Source organism: Paenibacillus sp. PastM-3 (genome assembly GCF_029893965.1).
Lineage (GTDB): Bacteria > Bacillota > Bacilli > Paenibacillales > Paenibacillaceae > Paenibacillus_AQ.
Map to the genome: position 1 here is coordinate 85,155 of NZ_JARXXP010000008.1, position 19,224 is coordinate 104,378.

Below are 19,224 nucleotides of genomic sequence, written 5' to 3' on the forward strand. Positions count from 1 at the left end.
TGGATTCATCCGTGGAAAAGAGGAACTTGCGATGCAACTGAAATTAGATGGCAGCAATTTTACTGTGGCGGCCGGAGAAACGGCGATCCAGCTGCTGCCCAAGGAATTTGCGCTGCTGGAATTTATGTACAGGAATAAGGGGCGTACCTTTACACGCGGACAGCTGCTGGATAAGGTCTGGCCGCTGGAGTATCCGGTGGAGCGGACCGTAGATGATCATATATACCGTCTGCGCAAAAAATTACGCCCATTCAGCGGACTGGCGCTCCAAACCGTACGCGGCTCCGGTTATAGCTTGTCTCTCCCGGAACAGGTATCTGTCCCGCTGGTGAATCCGACAACCTATGATCCTGAACTGCGTGATGCGATGCGCGAGGTTTTCAGTAAATTCCATGTTTACGGACAGGGCAAATCTATGCTCAGCCTGGCTGGCCAGAAAGACACACTCGGTTACGCGCTGGATCCGCAGGTTGCCGTAACCATCCATTTTGTGCAGGGGGATCTGGACTGGCTTATCCATACAGAGGAGGTTCCGCTGAAGGATCGGCTGTTTCATTTGTTTGTATTCTATATGTTCACCGGAGATCCCCAAAAGAAGCTTGCCGTATGTGAGCGGGTGATTGATGCTCAGGTGATGCATGAGCGGGACCAGCTGGAGCTGAATATTCTGACGATTCTCGATTTGTTCATCCTGTCGGGTGTACCGGAGCGGGCCTTAGCGTGCCTTCCCCGGTCCTATCAGGCAATCTCGGAGCGGGGCTATGAAAACTTTATGCCGGTAACCATGATTACCGAGCTGTTTGCGCACCTGGCTGCAGGGTCAGGAAATGATGTGCTTAGGCGGCTGGATGAAGCTATAGTGCAGATTTTGCAGGAGAAGCCCTTTTTAAGAGAAACCGGCGGCTACAAAATTGTAAAAGGGCTCTGGCAGCTGCGGGAAAATCAAATGGCTGAAGCCGAGCAGCTGCTGGATGAAGGAATTGAGGTGCTGGAGCGCTCGGGGTTCGTTCCGCTTAGCCTGTACGGCTTTTACCGGATTTATCATTACTGCCGTCTGTATTTGCCGCCACATCCGCTGCACCGTAAATATGAACGCAGGTTTATTGAAGTGATGGAGAATAGCAGACTTAGCGGCTTTGAGCAGCTTTTGGAGGATCTGCTGATGCGGGTGCTGAAGGCCTGATCCCTGATCTCTGAAATCCCTCTGATAATGCTCTGACAATTCTCAGCTACATTTAGGTCATAAGATGACTGGTTCATCGAGACCATATATGTACCTGGAGGAATGTCTGATGGAAGCTACATCCAAGCAGGGAACGAGCCTGCTGCATAACAAAGTCTACGTGCGCGTATACAGCGCCTTTGCCACCGCCAGCTTTGGCGACTGGTTCGATTCTCTGGCGATTCAGGTGCTGGTCGGGTACCGCTGGCAGGTCAGTCCGCTGATGCTCGCTATGATTCCGGTAGCTATTGCGCTGCCCAGTATTCTGCTCGGCTCCGTGGCCGGGGTTGCCGCCGACCGGCTGAATAAGCTGAAGCTGATGCGGGTCTGCGACCTGCTTACCGCTGTGCTGACGCTGGTGCTGTTACTTGCCCCGAATATGTTCTGGCTGCTGCCGCTGCTGTCCCTGCGGTCTGCCATTTCAACGGTCAATGTGCCTGCCCAGCAGTCGCTGACCCGCAGCATTGTCAGAGAAGATCAGCTGCTGCAGGCCTCCTCGTTGAACGGGCTGGTGAACCAGGGCTCCAAAATCGCCGGCCCGCTGCTCGGCGGCCTCGCGCTCACCTTCCTTACACCACAGTGGTGTATCGTGCTAAACGGGATACTGCGCGGCTGCTCTTATCTGCTGCTGCTGTCAGTGCGTAATATTGATGCACAGGCAGAGCCTGCACAGGAAGCAACGGAAGAGAAGGTTCCGCTGCGGACGATGTGGAAGGAGGGCTGGGGCTTCCTGCTAAACAGCCGCATCCTGCTAAATGTGATGCTGTACGGGCTGGCCGGAGCTTTGGCTATCCAGGTTATTGATTTTCAGTTCACCAGCCTGTTCCGGGTATATTCTCCGACAGGTGAAGCGGTGCTGGGCTGGATGGTCGCGGCTTCCGGTGTGGGTGCGGTGCTGACCATCCTTCTATTGGGCAAATTGAGCAGCGCAGTCAGCTATACATGGCGGCTGGGTATGGGCTATATGCTGATCGGTGTGTCGGTTGCCGGCCTCGGGCTGCTGCAGCCCGGAGCTCCGGTTATCTGGGTGCTGCTGCTCGGTTTTATCCTGGGAGCCGGGAACGGGGCGTTCGCAGTAGCCTTCAACTATATGCTGCAAAAAGAAACCCCGCCGCATATGACCGGCCGCATCTTTGGCATCCAGAACACCGTGCTCAGCGCCGTGCTGATTATCGCCCCGCTGATCGGCGGCCTGCTGGTGCAGGTCGCCGGCCCGGGCCGGATCTTCCTGATCTTCGGCCTTATCCAGGCCGCTCTTGGATTGGCCGGCCTGCTCTTCGGCCGGGTGCTCTGGCGGGAGAAGCGGGAGACCGGGGCTGAGCGGATGGAGCAGGCGGGGTAGAGGGATACAGAGTTAAATAGGGACGGAGTTAAGCTGCGCACTGCTCCTCACGCCGGCTGCTGTTGGCACATTAAGGAGGCCAACACATGGTATAGAGGAGCAAACACAACATCTGACACAGGGCTCAACCTCGCCGATGCTCCGGCCGGTACAGCAATGCTGCTGCTTTAACTGCACTTTGTACACCTAAAAGTAGATTATTGAGCGGATTCAGACATATAAATGTATTCCGTACAGCTATATTCTCCATTTCCCGCCGTTTTGCGTGGATGGAGCTTTTTTAGTTGTATGAACTATACTTAAACCGCTTCAATGGGCAAATCCAGCTGTTTTAGCTGCACGAAGTACAGCTATTCGCCGCCCCCTCCGGCACATTGGATTACTCCCACGTACATATAGCGACGCTGCCACTCTAAATTTCCTTTGCGGATCATTAGTGTGACTGCCAGCTGACACCGGGGAACAGAGCTGCCGTCCAGCATTTCGCCTGAGTAGGAACAGGAAACAGCCCTTCGCAATGTGCGGAAAAATCCGCAGAATACGACGAACTATTCTAAGCTTCCCGTACCCTCATGCAGCCGGTAAAAGCGCGCCGTATTTGCACTCAGCAGCGCTTCTGCCTGTGCAGGCGAATAACCGTGCAGCGCGCCCCAGGCTGCAGCAACATCGCGGATCATGGCCGGATGCGTAGGCTGGCCGGCAAAAGGCCCCTCAAACGGCCAAGGGCCGTCGGTTTCCGCCATCACCAGCTCCGGCGGGTAGCGTCTGGCCAGGGCCTGAATCTCCGGCTCGTAGACGATATCCGGAGTGAAGGAGATATAATAGCCGCGCTGAATCATCCGGGCGATGGCTTCCTCCGGCCCTTTGAACCAGTGAAAATGGGCATTGCGGATGCCATGCTTGTCCAGCAGATCACAGGCGGCCAGTGCATCCTCATAGACGGCATGCAGCACCACCGGCTTGCCGAGCCTCGCGGCAAGGCCAAGCAGGGTGTCCAGAAGCCGGACATAAGGCTCCACTGCAAAAGACTCGCCGCGCTCCAGCGCTTCGGCCCGGCTGTAATAAGGCAGGCCGATTTCACCTACGGCCGCCAAGTCTGCGGCGTGTTCTTCCATAAAGCGGAGCAGCGCCGCCAGCTCTGCTTCATCGGGCAGCGGCTGCTCGGGATGATAGCCGTAGGCCGGCTGAATCAGCCCGGGAGCCTTCCGGGCCAGCTCCATGGTGCGCATACAAGAATCCAGGTTCATCGAGACGGCGATTAAGCCGTCAACCCCTTGCCCTGGAAGGGCGGGCAGCATGTGCTCCAGCACAGCAGGGTCATATTGCTCCAGATGAATATGGGCATCAATCATTGGCGGCCTGCTTTTTCACCGTTGCCGGATATTCATCGTATGCCTGGAAGGTGACGGATTCCGGCTCCAGTGCTTTCCCCGAAGCAGCCGGTTTATAAATCAGCTCCAGACTGCCGATGCTCTCCAGAAAGCCGGTTGTCACGTTCACTTCAGCCTTGAGCCGTCCTTTATCCACTCTGTAGTAGGTAACTGTACCGATACCTGCTGCTCCGCCGATATTCGGATCATCGCTGCGGTCCGGCAGCCGCAGTTCCACCTGCGCAGGAAGTGCGCCGCCAAGCTTCAGTGAAACTAGCATATCCTTCCCGTCTGCAGTAATGCTGGAGGATACAAGCTGACTGGCAGCCTCCCAGGCTTCAGGTACAGCAAGCTCCTGCCAGGTCTGAGGATTAATGACGTGGATTTCCTGCTCCACAATTCCCGTTCCTGTGCCCAGTGTCAGAATAACCACGGCTTCGGGCAGCCCGTCCTGATTGACATCAGCATAATAGAGCTCGGGCGGATGACTCAGATCCCGGTAGGTCTGCCAGTCATATTTGTGTTTCCGTCCGTTTACCTCAAGCACATAGCCTTTATAAGCCGTTTTGTCCTTCAAGGCAGCATAAATTTTGAATTCGGGGTGATCCTCCGCGGCAGCAAGCGCTTCAGTAGGGGTACGCACCGTTGTACTTACACTGCCGGATATAATGGATACCGAATTCTTCTCCTGATCCAGCCGGAAGTCGGCTCCGGATATAAGATTCAGCGCAGATGCGGGAATATACATACGCCCGTTCCGCAGAATAGCCTTGCCTTCAAGCGCAGTCGAGCTGCCATAGTAGAGCACCAGCTGGCTGCCAGGTTTGACCATCGTGCTGGTGCTTTCTGTGGTAATCGTCAACAGCTTTTGGCGGTTATCCCATTGCAGTCTGGCAGGATAAAATTCAGTAAGTACCCGGACTGGAACATATACGATATTCTGGTTAATAAACGGATGCAAGGGGGTAAGTGCGGCTTCCCCGTCAACAATCAGTTTAAGCGGTGCAGCGGCAAACGTTTTATCTATATCAAGAGCCGACGGGCATGCGGCAATCAGCATTGCGGCAGCTACGCTGGCGATCCATCTTTTCATGAGTAAATCCTCCATTTGTATAGGCTATTCATTTATCTAGTAAAAGTAACTCTTACTAGTATAAAGCAAATTGAACGTATGAAGGTCACTTTCTGTTAACATTGATAAGACAAGGTTGTTACGCTTTGGCGGCGCAGGCAAAGAATGGAACATCTGATCGGGATAATAATAAAAAAGCAATGCCCCGCAGAAGGACGCCGGAGCGTTGTCCTTGTCTGCGGGGCATTGCAGCATGAAGAATATTCATTTATATGGAGCGCTTCATTCCGGGAGCAGCAGCTGCAGGCCGTAAAGCGGCGGAGTTGTCTTTTTTGTGGAACAGGCTGCGCAGGTAGCCCAGTACCCAGCGGTCGAGGCCGATTGCACCGGCATTCGCAGCCGATACGATGATAATGACCTCCATCAGCAGCAGCTGAACATTCGTGCTTACAGTGCCCGAGAGCAGGTAGGCGGCATTCATAACGAGCCCCATCAGGGCAGCGAAGGTAGTGAAGGTACCCAGAATCAGTCCGAGACCGACCAGGAATTCACCGGCAGGAACCAGCAGATTGAAAAAATCCACATTCGGCAGAGCGGCATGCTGGAGGAAGCTTCCCCACCAGGCTTGTACGGTAGCATCTTCCCCGACGCTTTTGGCAATGGCACCCTTCAGGAAGCCCGAAGCATCGAAGCCCCCGGTCAGCTTGTGCCAGCCGGCCTCAAGCCATTGATAACCAACATATATACGAACGACAGTCAGCAGCAGCATAGCGATTTTATTAGTACGGAACCAGTTGTTAAACATGATATCCACTCCTTAATGTTTTGTTTTTTGCCGGTACAGTATGATTGTTTTCTCTGTGTGGTATCGGATGATCATCTTCGATGGCTTTATAATAAGTGATTTTTTTCACATATAGTGTGATATAAATCACAATTATCGAAATAATTTTTATATCAAACTAAAATTTGAATATATTTAAAACAAAACATCAAAGGCTTGCGCAAACCTCCTTAAATGATGTATTGAGCAGGGGCTTGACACAGTATTTGGCTAAAATTAACATGTAATTATGGACGAGAACAAAATATTGGCGGTCATTGGCCGTATTCACCGGAGCGGCAACAGGTTTATTGAACGGGAGCTCAAAAAGCATAATATTCACGGCATTGCCCCCTCACATGGAGATATTCTGTATCAGCTGTTCATCCGGGAAGAACTTACGATGAATCAGTTATCCAGCTCGATTGATAAAGATAAGTCTACCATTACAGCGCTGGTGGACAAGCTGGTGCGGCTGGAATATGTGAAGCGGGAGCAGGATCAGACGGACGGACGGATCTTCCGCCTGTCCCTCACAGCTAAGGGCAGAGAATTGCGGCCGGTATTTGAGAAAGTGTCGGCAGCAATGCTGGCGGCGGTATATGAAGGGTTTGACCCGGAAGAGAAGCAGCAGCTGCTCGGTTTACTGGAACGAATCAAGCTGTAATACAGCGCTGCAGCGGAACAGGTCTACAAGAGGAATCTTCTTGTAGACCTGTTTTTTATAGCTGCTCCAAAATAAACCGAACGAAATCTGCCCGGCCTGCCAATACATAGTGTAAGCCTGAAGGGGGAATGACGGATGGAGCATCCAATAGAATACTCGCAGCTCATTGAGCGGACGCTGGCCGGCAGCGCCCAAGCCTACGGTGAGCTGTATGAAGCGACGGTACGGGATGTGTACAGAACCGTGCGTTTCCTTGTTTCCGAGCAGGTAAATGCTGAGGATATCGTGCAGGAAATTTATATGGAGCTGCATCGCTCGCTGGGCCGTTATGATCATTCCCGCGAATTCAGACCATGGCTGATGGGACTGGTGATGCGGCAGATCCTTGCTTACCGCCGCAGGGGGTGGAGGTATTTCCGCCTGATCCGGCGGGCGGAGCAGGCATCCGAGCGGATGGAGCATGATTTTGCAGGAGAGGTAGTGGATATGATCTCGAACCGCGAGCTGCTTATGGCGGTGAATCAATTGCCGTTCAAGCTGAAGCAGGTTGTTATCCTCCACTATCTGCAGGAGTATTCCCAGGAGGAAATCGCTGCGATTCTGGAAATACCGCTGGGCACTGTTAAGTCGCGAATCCATGCTGCACTGCAGAAGCTGCGCCGGAAGCATCAGGCCGACATAATCCAGATCAGAAGGGTGGAGGATGTACATGAGTCTTGAACAGCAGCTGCGGCAGGCACTCCGGGAGGAGGCCGGGGACTGGAGCGCTCCACCTGAGCTGAAGGACAGAATCCTTAGCAGGATTACTCCGGAACAAGGGGGAAGACGCATGAAAAAATGGCTTGTAGCCACAGTAATGGCAGCCGCTTTACTGATTCCAACCGGGGCTTATGCCGGATATACGTATTTGACGGATTCCGTGTACGGCTCGCAGGAACATTTTATGGAGAATGGCGGAACACTCGAAGGCTATGACAGGCTTGAGGCCAAGCTGCAGCAGGCCAAAAACAGTCTGAGCACAGAAGATTTTGCAGCCTTAACGGCACTGCTGCATGATATCGGGAGCTATAATCTGAGGATTGCCGACGACAAAGGGAACCTTCATCCGGAGCAGCTGAGCCCTGCGGAGCAGGAGATGTATCAGGAATTAACTGTAAAGCTTGAGCCGTATTTCGGGAAAATAGAAAAGGAGGCACAGCCGTCTGCTTCCGGCAAATTACCTCCCCTCGACAACGGTACCTTCTGGGAGGAACAGCTGGCCCGGGGAGAGCAGGTTTTCAGCGGCACGGAGCTGACAGCTTTCAGACAGCTGATAAGCGAGCTGCAAGCGTATAATGCGGAAATTACCGACTCCGACGGAAGTATTCATCCGGACCGGCTGGGCGAAGAGGAAACAGCCCGGTTTAGCCGGCTGTATGAGGAGCTCGGACCCTACTTGAAGCAGCTTGGAATCGTGATTAAACCAAGATCCTGAATAGGTGAAAAGGCCTCCGGTGTTCTCCCCGGCAGGCCTTTTCCTTGTACAGCTCAAACGGACAGGATAGCACATATACGGAATTTTGAATATCTATACATGATGCATTGAGCTAGCAGTCCTATAATTTGACATATACCTCTAAAATATGTACGGGAGGTAGTGCAGATGGACAAGCTCAAAATCCTGCGCAAGCAAATAGAGTACGAAAGAACCAGGCTAAATCAGATGGAACAGACCTACGGACTACTTCATCCGCGGGTAATCAGACAGTCCATGAAGCTGGATGAATTGATCAATACATATACAAGAATGGATTCCGGGGGGAAGGAATAGCCCGGTATGTCTTCTGACAGGTGTGCTGCAGCTACTGTCTGATTCCCTCAAAGGCAGCGGCGGTTATCGTTTTGATATAAGCTTCGTCCAGCACATCGCCTGTAATCAGCAGCCTGTAAAAAATCGGCCCATACAACAGATCAATACTGCAGCTGATATCCAGACCCGGCTTCAGCTCACCCCGCATTACTCCGCGTTCCAGCAGCTCGCGGGCTTCCTGCCGCCGCGGGGCAAAAAAGCGGGTCCGGTAAGCTTCGGCCAGTCCGGCATCGGATTGCCCTTCGCCGATCAGCCCGGTAATGACCATGCCCTCCCGGCTGCGCAAAAAGACTGCCAGGTTTGTGGCATGGATCTCAATATCCTCTCTTACGGATCCCGTGTCAGGCACCGGAAGGCGTGCCGTGGCTGCAGAGAGATAGCCGTCCATTACTACCGCTGCTTTGTTAGGCCACCATTTATAAATGGTGGCCTTGCTTACTTTGGCCCGCTCGGCAATTTTATCCACCGTCACTGCTTCAAAGCCTGTTTCCAGCAGCAGCTCGTAGGATGCAGCCAGAATCGCAGCCTCTGCTTCGTTATTGCGCGGGCGTCCTCTTTTTTTATCCATCAAATTGACCTCCTGATACATAATCAGCCCAAGTACAGCATTCGGCACAAAACTAAACTATACGTTCATTATACAAAACATCCGGAGAAAATAGCCAATCCCAAAGGTGAAGCAGCAGATTTATGGCGGAGGCGAAAATATTGCATTTACCTATTTACAAAACTGTACGTTCAGTATATTATATAGCCATAATTAATAAACTAAACGTTCAGTATTTAAAGGCGAAGGGTTGAGTTCATATGAATCAGGTAAGTCAAATCAACGGGGTAACCGGAGCGAAGAAGGCTGCGGAGAGCGCAGCAATGCCCGGCTGGATTACATTTCTGCTGGCAGCTTCCTGCGGACTTATTGTTGCCAATCTGTATTATGCCCAGACGCTGGTCGGACCGATCGCCGCAGCAACACACCTGTCCTCCGGAGCAGCGGGGCTGATTGTCACTCTGACACAGATCGGTTATGTAATCGGACTGTTGTTCGTCGTTCCGCTCAGTGATATTATCGAGAACCGCCGCCTGACCGTGATCTCGCTCCTTGTTGTCGTCGCGGCCCTTGTTGCGGCCACACTGGCTCCGAATGCGGGGCTGTTCCTGGGCGCTTCCCTGTTCATCGGCCTTGGTTCTGTAGCCGCTCAGATTCTGGTACCCTACGCTTCGTTCCTCGCTGCTGAAGAACACCGGGGCCGGGTAGTAGGTAATGTTATGAGCGGGCTGCTGCTCGGCATCATGTTCGCCCGTCCGCTGGCCAGCTTCGTCTCGGGACTCTGGGGCTGGCACGCCATTTATGCCATTTCAGCTGTTATTATTGCCCTGCTTACTCTTCTGCTGTCCAGAGTGCTGCCGCAGCGCCAGCCGGTTCCGGCTATGAACTACGGCGGGCTGATCCGCTCCCTGGGAACGCTGCTGATGAACACACCTGTGCTGCGCCGCCGGGCAATCTATCAGGCCAGCCTGTTCGGAACGTTCAGCCTGTTCTGGACGACCGTTTCACTGCGGCTGGCTGATACGTATCACCTGTCCCAGCAGGGTATTGCCTTGTTTGCCCTGGCCGGTGTTGCCGGAGCTGTCGCTTCACCGATTGCCGGAAGACTGGCTGACAAGGGGTGGACCCGTCCGCTGACCGGATTCGCTTTTCTGCTTGCCGGCGGTGCCTTTCTGATCGCTTACCTGTTCCGCAGTGATTCGGCAGTCGCGCTCGGTCTGCTCGTTGCCGCTGCCATCCTGCTCGATATGGGCGTGTCGGGGAATCTGGTGCTGGGCCAGCGGGCGATTTATTCCCTGGGCAATGAAGCCAGGGGGCGCCTGAACGGACTGTTCATGGCTATCTTCTTCATTGGCGGAGCGATTGGCTCATCCCTGGGAGGCTGGGCATATGCCTGCGTAGGCTGGGAATTGACCTCGCTGATCGGGATAGCGGTGCCTGCACTGGCTTTTGTGTATTACCTGACCGAGAAGAAACAGGCGTAAGACGATTTTTTTACGAACCTTGCACAGACATGGAGAGCTGCTCATCAGGCCGGATTTTGCCGGCCCGGCGGGCGGCTTTTTGCTGTACCGGTAACAGTGCAACATAATCCGCATACAAACGGTCCGGCAGTAAGGGATACTGGAGATGAATGGCTCATCCGGACGGAATTTTTGCAGGGCTTGTAATGAAATCCCATTGTCCGCGTATTAGCTGGGGTAAATCACTTGGCCCGGTGAATTTGCGTAAGAAAGGAGAGCTTGAGAGAGATGCAAGAGCGCGCATTGCTGCAATCGTTTTGGCACAGGAAAGTGAAGGATGAAGACCCCGCTGCTGCAGCTGTTAGTGCAGATACGGACAGGGTGTTCACTTCCATTTTTGAAGACTATTATTCGAGGATATTCAACTATACCGCTTACCGCGTCAGCTGCCGTTATACGGCGGAGGACCTGACCAGTCAGGTTTTTGAAAAAACATGGTCCAAGCTGCACAGCTACTCCCCGGAAAAAGCACCCTTTGAGGTGTGGCTGTTCGCCATCGCCAGAAATGTCGTGAACGATTATTACCGCAGCCGGAAGAGAAATCTGTTGTTTCCGCTGGAGGCGGTCCGTGAGCTGGTATCAGGCAAAAAAACACCGGACGAGCAGCTGCTGGAAGGGGAACGCAACAACCGGCTGGGCATGGCACTGGATACTCTGACGGCCAAGGAACGGAATATTGTGGCGCTTAAATTCGGGGCGGATCTGAAAAACACAGAGATCGCCAGCCTCACCGGCATATCCGAGAGCAACGTCGGCGTGATCCTGTACCGGAGCATGAAAAAGCTGAAAGCTGAAATAGGGAGCGTGGAGCAGCTGTGAAAAAAGACAATATGCAGGAGTTTGCAAAGGCTGTTGATGACGGCGTGTATCTGAAAAATACTGCAAACTGGAGTGGAACGGCGGAATCACTTGAGCTGCTTGAGCTGGGCCGGGCGCTGGCCGGACAGGATTACAGCAAGGCTCATAAGGCGGCAGTGCTTGCCAAGATACAGAATCGTATCTATCTTAAACAGGAGGCAAAACCTATGAAAATAAAAAAAACAGGGTGGAAACGCCCGGCCATGATTATGGCATCCCTGCTGGTAGCCGGTGCGCTGAGCGTCAGCTTCGTCAAGCCGTCCTTTGCCCAGGACTTAGTGGGCAGAGTACTTCAGAGCATCAACCTCGGCAACATTATTGCCCATGAAATGGATACTGCGCAGATCCCGGATTTTCCAAAAGAATGGGAGGGAAAGCTGTTCGATAAGGACGGGAATGTTATCACTTCTGATTCCAAAAAGGTTAACGAAATTTATAACGCCGCCGGAGAACAGATCGTTAATTTTGACGGGGACAAGCTGATTACCAAAAGTGAACAGGAGCAGCGTGATAAGGAAGCTGCTGAGCGTATAGTGGCCGTGAAGAGCCGGGCGGAGCTGGACAAATACGCGATGTTCAAGGTTAAGCTGCCGGAGTATCTGCCGGAGGGATTTGCTTTTGACCGTGGGGAATTCTACAAGTCGGAGGAAGGCGTTAACGGCAAGTATCTGGATCTGTTCTTTAGCAGTGAGCATGAAGGGCAGGACCTCAAAATGCATTTCCGTTATTCCGACAAGGAAACGGCCTACGAAATTTCATTCAGCGGTAAAGTGGAACCGGTAAAGATTAACGGTGTTGACGCTGTAATGATGGATGACCGAAATCTGGATTGGGAAGCCGATGGCGTGTTGTACAATATTGTAACTCACGGGCTGGACCGGGACGAGGTGCTGAAGATCGCCGAATCACTCCGTTAACCGGAGGCTGTTCAGGCTTTGATAAAGTGCAGGCAGCGCCGGAGGAAACGTCTTGTGTATACGAATGAAGCATACAGCAGCAGAGCGAGCCCAAGCCCTAACGGAAAACTGAGGATCTGCGGCAGATCATAACCGGGATAGAGGGTCAGTGAAATCCCCTTCCAGCCGAATAATCCGAGTACAGCCGCTATTAACGCGATGATTGAACAAACGGCGCTGCCAGCCGTCCATACACCAAGGATTGGAATCATAAACAGGCTGGCAAAGATTTTACCGGCAAGGGACGCAGCATTTTTGCGGAATACAGTGGTGTTATTCATTCCGGTGTTCCTCCTGGACGTTAATTTTTGTTATTTTGTTTACCGTGGAAGCTTTGTCGATATGCAGGCTTTCCGTATAACGGACTTCCTCAATCTGGCAGCCTGGACCAATGATAATCCTGTTACCGCAGACCCTTTCAGCTGTCGTATGCTCAATGTGAAGTGAATGGCCTTCAAGCAGGCGGCAGTTCAATCTGTAAAAAGGTTTTGTGAAAAAGGAGAGGCCAGGCAAAATGCTGCTTACAGTCAAGGAACCCTCAGTTTTAAGCTGATTTATTCTGCTGCGGGCGCTCAGGCGGATGATAACCGACTCTGAGGCGGTGAGCCGGTTAAGCTCTACCGCTCCTTTTGCCAGAAAGGTTACGGCTGTAACCTCTTCTGCCGACAGGTATCCGCTGGAACGGACATGCTCTGCCTCCAGGCTATGTACCCTCAGGCTTCCGAAGCTGTCGACCTGTTCCGCCAGACAATGCCCGGCAATCCGGCATTCTCCCGACACCTTAAGCCGGCCTGCAGTCACTGTTCCTGACACTTTAAGCTGGCCGAACACATCAACCGAGGACGCAATCAAATCTTCGGGCCGGGTGAGGGCACCTCTTACCTTAAAAGGAGGCATATCTGGTGCGGCCTGTTTGGTGGCTGGACTAAGCATGTAGTGATCACCTTTATCCAAATTTATTTTAATAATTAAAATATATACTCGTTATAATATATAGTCAATAAAATAAAATCTGCTTCTGGATACAAAAAAACACCGCCTCATTGACAGAGGCAGTGCGGGGCGGAGCTTTTTAGCTGGTAATTTCATTCATCAGGCTGTTGATCTGGTGCAAAGTATCTGTAAACTTGTGCAGCTCGGCAGTCTCAAACCTGTCGAACAGCTGCAGAATCCGCCGGGTTCCTTCACCGGTAATTTCGATGTTGACCACCCTGCGGTCTTCATTCGTGCGGACCCGCTGAATCAGGCCAGCCTCTTCCAGCTTGTCGCACATGGAGGAGGCGGCGCCCGGTGTGACAACGAATCTTTCGGCAATTTCCGTTATCTTCAGGCTTCCGGCAAGCTGCAGCTGAAACAGCAGCATGAGCTGATTCTGGCTCAAGGTTTCATTTTTATTGATGCGTTCAATGAATACCTGTGATTTATGCTGAACGGCAGCCATTGTATCCATAAGGCTAAGAATAGCCTGTGATTTTTGTTGCTCCGTGCTCATCGGCAGACACACTCCATAACGATTTCAATCTCTAAAATATATAGAGATTATAACTTTATTGTCCTGAAGCAGCAAGAAATGTCCTGCGGTAAGAATGATGCCTAATGATAACAGCCCATTCAGCATAGAACGCAGAAGAAACCCAAGTTCTAATAATGACCTGGGTTTCAGAGAATGGGACACTTACCCGACGCGGAATTTAGAGGCTGATTCTGCCAGATTTTTAGTGAGCTGATCAATGGTTTCTACCATCTCAGCCAGTTGTTCAATGGTGGAGGATTGTTCCACCATGGTAGCGGTAACTTCCTCCACCGAAGCAGAAACCTCTTCACCGGTTACCGAGAGGCTTTGAGCCGAATCGAGAACGTCGTCCTTGTCTTTTTGCATATGAGCAATATCGTCGGCCATCGATTTAATTTGATCCGTGATGTCCGTGATTTTGTCCAGAATGGTCTGGAATGCTTCCTGGGTTCTTCCAACGAGCTCATCCTGCTGGGCGGTGATGTTATTAATTACTACTACGCTATCATTATTTTCTGCGACAAAGTCAAGATTTTGTTGAATGATTTCATAGATTTCATTCGATTGCTTCGTGCTCTGTTCAGCGAGCTTCCGGATCTCGGAGGCCACTACTGCAAAACCTCTGCCGTGTTCCCCGGCTCTCGCGGCTTCGATCGATGCGTTCAGTGCAAGCAGATTCGTTTGAGCGGCGATTTGATTGATTGCTCCGGTTATATTGCTTATGCTGTTGGAGCTTTCCTGAAGCTTTACTGTGATCGCCGAGATTTTCTGGACCTCTTGTTCATTCTTGTCACTGATCTGAATTAAACCATCAACGACCTGATTGCTTGTATGGAAGACCTCAATGATTTCCTCAGCTCTTTGTCTGACGGATTGTGCATTATCGTTGATCGCAGCAAACTTCTCACTGAATCCATAGAACTTATCGACGATATGCTCAGTATCATTGGACTGCAGTTCCATCGCCTGGGCAATACCCGTGGAGGTTACCGAGGTTTCATTGATGGAGCGGGCAGTCTGTTTAGAAGTCTTCTCCAGTTCATTGGTGCTTGTGTTAAGCACGGAGATCGAATGATTCATATTGGTGATGAGCTCCTTATTTTGCCGGACCATGGTATTAAAGCTGTCAGCCAAATCCTTGAACTCACTTTTATAGCGCCCATCGGCACTTATAGTCAAATCTCCGTTAGCCAATGTTTGGAACAGTGAGGTCAGCTTGGTAACAGGCTTGGTAATAGAGCGGGACAACAGCATACCGAAACCAATGGCGACAAGCAGGGCGACAACCGTAACAATGAGGATTTTCATCAACATATCCTGAATCGGACGTTTAATATCGGCGTAGGAATCGATAACGGAAACGGTAAGATCGGCCTTTGGAATTTTGTTGATTCTCAGGTATTCGCTCGCCAATTCGACGGACTGCGTAATCAGCTTATCCGTTGCCCTGATCGCCAGCAAATTATCCATCTCTGGGGTGCCTCCAAGACTTTGTCCGATCCGGGTAGGGTCGGTTGAGTTGTATAGGATAATGCCACTCCGGCTCAAAATTTCTATTGTACCTTGGCCATTAATTTGTATGTTGCCCAGTTTATCCAGGAAGAAGCTGCTGTCTACGGTCATGGCCAAGACGCCAATAACCTTGTCTTCCAAATCTTTGATCGGCTGGGAGAATGCAAGTAATAATTTATCACTGCTTTTGGATTGGATGGCATCGCTGATAAAAGATTGACCCTTGAAGGCTTCTATGAAATATTCACGGTCTGCACGGGACTGCCCTATGTTGTCTGTGTTTGTTCCTGCAAGAATAGTTCCTTTAGAATCCAAAACAAGTAAGGAGCTAATGCTGCTGCTGTCGTTCATGCTTTCCTGAAGAATACCATTTGCTTTTTCATAGTAGGGATTTTTTGAAGAAAAAAACTCTTGCTCCGATAGAGTTCCTTGTGTCCTAAGATCCAATAGCTGTTTGAAGGTATCGTGCACTGAAATTACATAAGAGGTCTGCTCCTGCAGCTGCATTGAAGTCCACAGCCCTTCACCTATGCGGTCCCCGTTTGCGTGTATCTCATCTTTGCTCTTCCGGAGCAACAGATCCGAGGAGACAAAATAAACGGTTACGGATGTTGCCAAGAGGACTACAGCAACTAGCAGGCTTAATAAAATAGGAAGCTTAACCTTCAGAGAGATATTGCTTATTGTATTAGATATTTTTTTGATTTTCCCCATAATGTTCATTCTCCTTTAGCTTCTTGTACCCTGTAAATAGGTACGTTACATTATCGGCTGTAAATAGCTAAATTTTTAATGAAAAAACTTTCCATTTCAATCAAAGTGAATCAGACCCGAAAGCCCTACACCTGCATGGGCTTTTTGGTGCGGCCGCGGGCCGCCCGCGATTATCCTTCCGGCTTGTCATGCCCGTCTGCATATTGAGGTGGGGTCCCTCATAGACATGTACTAATCAATGCTTTTCAAAACAGGTTAAGGGGATGATGTCATGCGCCGGATAACATGGGTACTCGCGATCATTATGAGCGTGGCCCTGGTGCTCGCGGGTTGCGGGAAGAAGGATGCCGCTTCCGTGGTGAAGGATTTGAATGCTGTGTCTGACAAGCTGGAGAGCAAGCAGGGGGCCTATCAGGGGTCGGGCACGATGACCCTCTATACCGGCGAGCAGCCGCAGGAGTATAAGGTGGAGGTATGGTATAAGAACCCTTCTTATTACCGGATCAGCCTCTCCAATGTTCAGAAGGATGTAACGCAGATCGTGCTGCGTAACGATGAAGGAGTATTCGTGCTCACCCCAAGCCTCGGCAAGAGCTTCCGCTTCCAGAGCGACTGGCCGGACAATCAGGGTCAGGTGTATCTGTACCAGACACTGCTGCGCGGCATTACTGCCGACAACAACCGCCAGCTGACCGAAGAAGGTGACAACTACGTATTCGAGGTGGCGGCGAACTACCAGAGCAGCGCACTCGTGCGGCAGAAGATCTGGCTGGCCAAAAAAACCTACGAGCCCAAGCAGGTGCAGGTCTCCGATTCCGAAGCCAAGGTCGTGGTGGACGTGAAGTTCGACAGCTTCAAGTTTGATCCGGAATTCACCAAGGATTCTTTTGATATGCAAAAGAATATGGCAACCGGCACCCCTTCCCAAAGCACAGTGGCCGAGGTTGACGAAAACGGCGATCCGGTAGCAGCGCCGGCCGGGGAAGAAAACGCGGAGCAGGTAACAGCTGAGCCGGGAGATTTCGGGGTTATTGAGCCGGAATACATACCGGCAGGTGTAACCTTCAAGGACTACCACAAAATCGAAGGAAATAAAGACCATGCGGTGCTCATCCGTTATGAAGGGGATTACCAGTATACGATTATGGAAGCCCGTCCGCTGGACCGCGCCGTATCGCTGGCTCCGGCAACGCTGGTCGATCTCGGATTCACTGCAGGAGCGCTTACGGGCGATGAGCAGCAGACGCTCACCTGGATGGATGACGGCGTGGAATTCCGGATTACCAGCGCGAATCTGCCGCTTGACGAAATGATGCAGATTGCCGCTTCTATGCAGGGACAATCGGGTAAGTAATATTCAGTAGGCGGATACAGTGCATTGTGGGAGCCAATCCTCTACAAGCCGTATCCGCTTTTTTGTACTTTGGACTGATGATGACGGGACCTCTGGACAATCAGCAAAAAGATAGCCATGCTCACATTGACAGCATCCTTCGCTAAGATTACCATTGGCAGTAAGACTACAAACGCTGCGGTTATCCGTGACGGTGTTTTACTACAATTAAGAAGGTGACCTTGAAGTGCAAGCAAGCTATCGACCTACAGTTGCCGAGATAAATCTGGATGATCTGCGTGCCAATTATGATGCTTTCCGGGCGACTCTGCCGGCGGAAACAAAATTTATGGGATGCGTCAAAGGAAATGCGTATGGCCATGGGGCAGTGGAAGTATCGCGGGAGCTTGAACGGCTTGGAGCGGACTATGTTAGTGTGGCTTTTTTGGATGAGGCATTGGAGCTGCGTCAGGCGGGAATACTACTTCCTATCCTGGTGCTGGGCTATACCTCACCGGAAGGCATAGCCGTTGCCTGGGAGAACAAGGTGACCGTAACATTATTCACGCCGGAGGTACTGGAGGCGATAAGACAGCTTCCTGAAGATCCGGAGCACCGGCTGAAGGTACACATCAAGATTGACAGCGGGATGGGAAGGCTGGGGCTTCTGCCGGCCGATGCGCCCGCATTCATCGAAGAAGTGCACCGGACAGCGCAGGCGGAGCTGGAGGGCATGTTTACTCATTTTGCCAAAGCAGACGAAGAAGACAAAAGCTATACACTGTTGCAGTACCGGCGGTTCATGAGCGTGGCGGAAACGCTTCGGGACAAGGAAATACAAATCCCGATCATACATACGGGCAATAGCGCTACGGCCATTGATACACCTTTCCTATCCAGTAACATGGTGCGTGTGGGCATAAGCTTGTACGGATTTTATCCCTCAACAGAGGTGAACCACGAGCGCGTGGCTTTACACCCGGTAATGACGCTGAAGACACAGGCGGTATATATCAAGACATTGCCGCCAGGCTATGGCATCAGCTACGGCACCCGCTACTTCACGGACAGCGAAGAGGTTATTGCAACGCTCCCGGTGGGGTACGCAGACGGATATTCCCGCATGCTGACAGGCAAGGCGGAGGTGCTAATACGCGGACGCCGCGCTCCGGTCGTCGGAACAATCTGCATGGACCAGTGTATGGTAACGCTCAAATCTTTCGCTGGAGAAGCGGAACAAATCCAAGCTGGCGAAGAGGTTGTACTCATCGGCCGCCAGGGCAACGCCTCTATTACGGCGGATGAACTGGCGCTCCATTTAGGCACCATTAACTACGAAGTCATCTGTATGCTGGCTCACCGTGTACCGCGCGTATATATACGTGAAGGTGCGGCCCCCAACCTGGTGAATCCACTGCTGAAGTCCTAATTTTGTGACAGGTTATCTTATACAGGAAAAGAATACAAAGGATTATCGTATAGGCGAGTGTGACATATAGTCTATACGTACCGCCATTTCTAGTTTATAATGGGATGCAGCATACTTGATATACTATCTGCATATATTCCTTGTATAAAATTCCTTGTATATTGTAACACTGGAACACAAGGGCAGAAGGCTTGTGGGGGTGGAAGAGAAGTTGGCCAATTTGCAGAACACCAAAAGAATTATGATCAGTTTGCCTGATCATCTTTTGCAGGAAGTGGATGGGATAGCCCAATTGGAGAACTCTAACCGGAGTGAATTGATCAGGCAGGCCATGAAGCTGTATCTAACGGAACGCAGAAAGCGTACAATCCGGGAGTCCATGCAGCGGGGATACATGGAGATGGCTAAGATTAATTTGACAATGGCAAGCGAGGCGTTTCTCGCAGAGGAAGATGCAGACAGTACTCTTGGCCGCTTAGTAAGCGGGGTGTAGA

20 protein-coding genes are annotated in these 19,224 nt (G+C 51.5%); 12 read left to right on the forward strand and 8 right to left on the reverse strand.

Going from position 1 to position 19,224, the window contains the following annotated elements; translation table 11 throughout:
* Positions 1-31: 31 nt before the first annotated feature.
* Both M2108_RS14150 and M2108_RS14155 read left to right on the forward strand, forming a co-directional pair.
* On the forward strand, positions 32-1,183 hold the full coding sequence (locus tag M2108_RS14150) for a winged helix-turn-helix domain-containing protein (protein ID WP_277470090.1): 1,152 nt from the start codon (positions 32-34) through the stop codon (positions 1,181-1,183).
* A 109-nt stretch (positions 1,184-1,292) separates the two neighbouring features.
* On the forward strand, positions 1,293-2,564 hold the full coding sequence (locus M2108_RS14155; protein WP_277470089.1) for an MFS transporter: 1,272 nt from the start codon (positions 1,293-1,295) through the stop codon (positions 2,562-2,564).
* 548 nt (positions 2,565-3,112) lie between these two features.
* Here M2108_RS14155 and M2108_RS14160 read toward each other — a convergent pair.
* From M2108_RS14160 to M2108_RS14170, 3 genes are all read right to left on the reverse strand, one after another.
* Positions 3,113-3,916: a TatD family hydrolase gene (locus M2108_RS14160; protein ID WP_277470088.1), complete on the reverse strand. Its 804-nt coding sequence runs from the start codon at positions 3,914-3,916 to the stop codon at positions 3,113-3,115.
* Positions 3,909-5,027: a copper amine oxidase N-terminal domain-containing protein gene (locus M2108_RS14165; protein WP_277470087.1), complete on the reverse strand. Its 1,119-nt coding sequence runs from the start codon at positions 5,025-5,027 to the stop codon at positions 3,909-3,911. The genes M2108_RS14160 and M2108_RS14165 overlap by 8 nt, the downstream gene beginning before the upstream one ends.
* 247 nt (positions 5,028-5,274) lie before the next feature.
* On the reverse strand, positions 5,275-5,811 hold the full coding sequence (locus tag M2108_RS14170) for a DoxX family protein (RefSeq protein ID WP_277470086.1): 537 nt from the start codon (positions 5,809-5,811) through the stop codon (positions 5,275-5,277).
* Between the two features lie 268 nt (positions 5,812-6,079).
* Here M2108_RS14170 and M2108_RS14175 point away from each other — a divergent pair, with 268 nt between their 5' ends.
* The 4 genes from M2108_RS14175 (at position 6,080) to M2108_RS14190 (ending at position 8,306) form a co-directional block, all read left to right on the forward strand.
* Positions 6,080-6,496, forward strand: a complete 417-nt coding sequence (locus tag M2108_RS14175; protein ID WP_277470085.1) for a MarR family winged helix-turn-helix transcriptional regulator — start codon at positions 6,080-6,082, stop codon at positions 6,494-6,496.
* 135 nt (positions 6,497-6,631) lie between these two features.
* Positions 6,632-7,216: a sigma-70 family RNA polymerase sigma factor gene (locus M2108_RS14180; protein WP_277470084.1), complete on the forward strand. Its 585-nt coding sequence runs from the start codon at positions 6,632-6,634 to the stop codon at positions 7,214-7,216.
* The gene (locus tag M2108_RS14185; protein WP_277470083.1) at positions 7,206-7,970 is read left to right on the forward strand and encodes a DUF3600 domain-containing protein; all 765 of its coding nucleotides are present in this window, start codon (positions 7,206-7,208) and stop codon (positions 7,968-7,970) included. Before M2108_RS14180 ends, M2108_RS14185 begins: the two co-directional genes overlap by 11 nt.
* Positions 7,971-8,138: 168 nt before the next feature.
* Complete coding sequence (locus tag M2108_RS14190; protein ID WP_090715444.1) at positions 8,139-8,306, forward strand: aspartyl-phosphate phosphatase Spo0E family protein; 168 nt, start codon at positions 8,139-8,141, stop codon at positions 8,304-8,306.
* A 31-nt stretch (positions 8,307-8,337) separates the two neighbouring features.
* Here M2108_RS14190 and M2108_RS14195 read toward each other — a convergent pair whose 3' ends face one another.
* On the reverse strand, positions 8,338-8,913 hold the full coding sequence (locus M2108_RS14195; RefSeq protein WP_277470082.1) for a TetR/AcrR family transcriptional regulator: 576 nt from the start codon (positions 8,911-8,913) through the stop codon (positions 8,338-8,340).
* A 239-nt stretch (positions 8,914-9,152) separates the two neighbouring features.
* Here M2108_RS14195 and M2108_RS14200 point away from each other — a divergent pair, with 239 nt between their 5' ends.
* From M2108_RS14200 to M2108_RS14210, 3 genes are all read left to right on the forward strand, one after another.
* Positions 9,153-10,376 (forward strand): MFS transporter, encoded by a 1,224-nt coding sequence (locus M2108_RS14200; RefSeq protein WP_481856910.1) that lies wholly within the window; start codon positions 9,153-9,155, stop codon positions 10,374-10,376.
* A 267-nt stretch (positions 10,377-10,643) separates the two neighbouring features.
* Positions 10,644-11,234, forward strand: coding sequence for a sigma-70 family RNA polymerase sigma factor (locus M2108_RS14205; protein ID WP_277470081.1), 591 nt, complete (start codon positions 10,644-10,646; stop codon positions 11,232-11,234).
* A complete protein-coding gene (locus M2108_RS14210; RefSeq protein WP_277470080.1) occupies positions 11,231-12,190 on the forward strand; it encodes a DUF4367 domain-containing protein in 960 nt (319 codons plus the stop codon). The genes M2108_RS14205 and M2108_RS14210 overlap by 4 nt, the downstream gene beginning before the upstream one ends.
* 11 nt (positions 12,191-12,201) lie before the next feature.
* On the opposite strand, the gene M2108_RS14215 is transcribed toward M2108_RS14210, so the two are convergent.
* From M2108_RS14215 to M2108_RS14230, 4 genes are all read right to left on the reverse strand, one after another.
* Entirely contained in the window at positions 12,202-12,510 is a 309-nt protein-coding gene (locus M2108_RS14215; RefSeq protein WP_277470079.1) for a hypothetical protein, read from the reverse strand.
* Positions 12,503-13,162: a hypothetical protein gene (locus M2108_RS14220; RefSeq protein ID WP_277470078.1), complete on the reverse strand. Its 660-nt coding sequence runs from the start codon at positions 13,160-13,162 to the stop codon at positions 12,503-12,505. Before M2108_RS14220 ends, M2108_RS14215 begins: the two co-directional genes overlap by 8 nt.
* Positions 13,163-13,301: 139 nt before the next feature.
* Complete coding sequence (locus M2108_RS14225; protein WP_277470077.1) at positions 13,302-13,721, reverse strand: MarR family transcriptional regulator; 420 nt, start codon at positions 13,719-13,721, stop codon at positions 13,302-13,304.
* Positions 13,722-13,904: 183 nt separating this feature from the next.
* Positions 13,905-15,968 (reverse strand): methyl-accepting chemotaxis protein, encoded by a 2,064-nt coding sequence (locus M2108_RS14230; RefSeq protein WP_277470076.1) that lies wholly within the window; start codon positions 15,966-15,968, stop codon positions 13,905-13,907.
* A gap of 271 nt (positions 15,969-16,239) precedes the next feature.
* On the opposite strand from M2108_RS14230, the gene M2108_RS14235 reads away from it, so the two are divergent.
* From M2108_RS14235 to M2108_RS14245, 3 genes are all read left to right on the forward strand, one after another.
* The gene (locus M2108_RS14235) at positions 16,240-17,322 is read left to right on the forward strand and encodes an outer membrane lipoprotein-sorting protein (RefSeq protein ID WP_277470075.1); all 1,083 of its coding nucleotides are present in this window, start codon (positions 16,240-16,242) and stop codon (positions 17,320-17,322) included.
* 226 nt (positions 17,323-17,548) lie between these two features.
* Complete coding sequence (gene alr, locus M2108_RS14240; RefSeq protein ID WP_277470074.1) at positions 17,549-18,730, forward strand: alanine racemase; 1,182 nt, start codon at positions 17,549-17,551, stop codon at positions 18,728-18,730.
* 211 nt (positions 18,731-18,941) lie between these two features.
* Complete coding sequence (locus tag M2108_RS14245; RefSeq protein WP_039878289.1) at positions 18,942-19,223, forward strand: CopG family ribbon-helix-helix protein; 282 nt, start codon at positions 18,942-18,944, stop codon at positions 19,221-19,223.
* The last annotated feature ends 1 nt before the right edge of the window (position 19,224 follow it).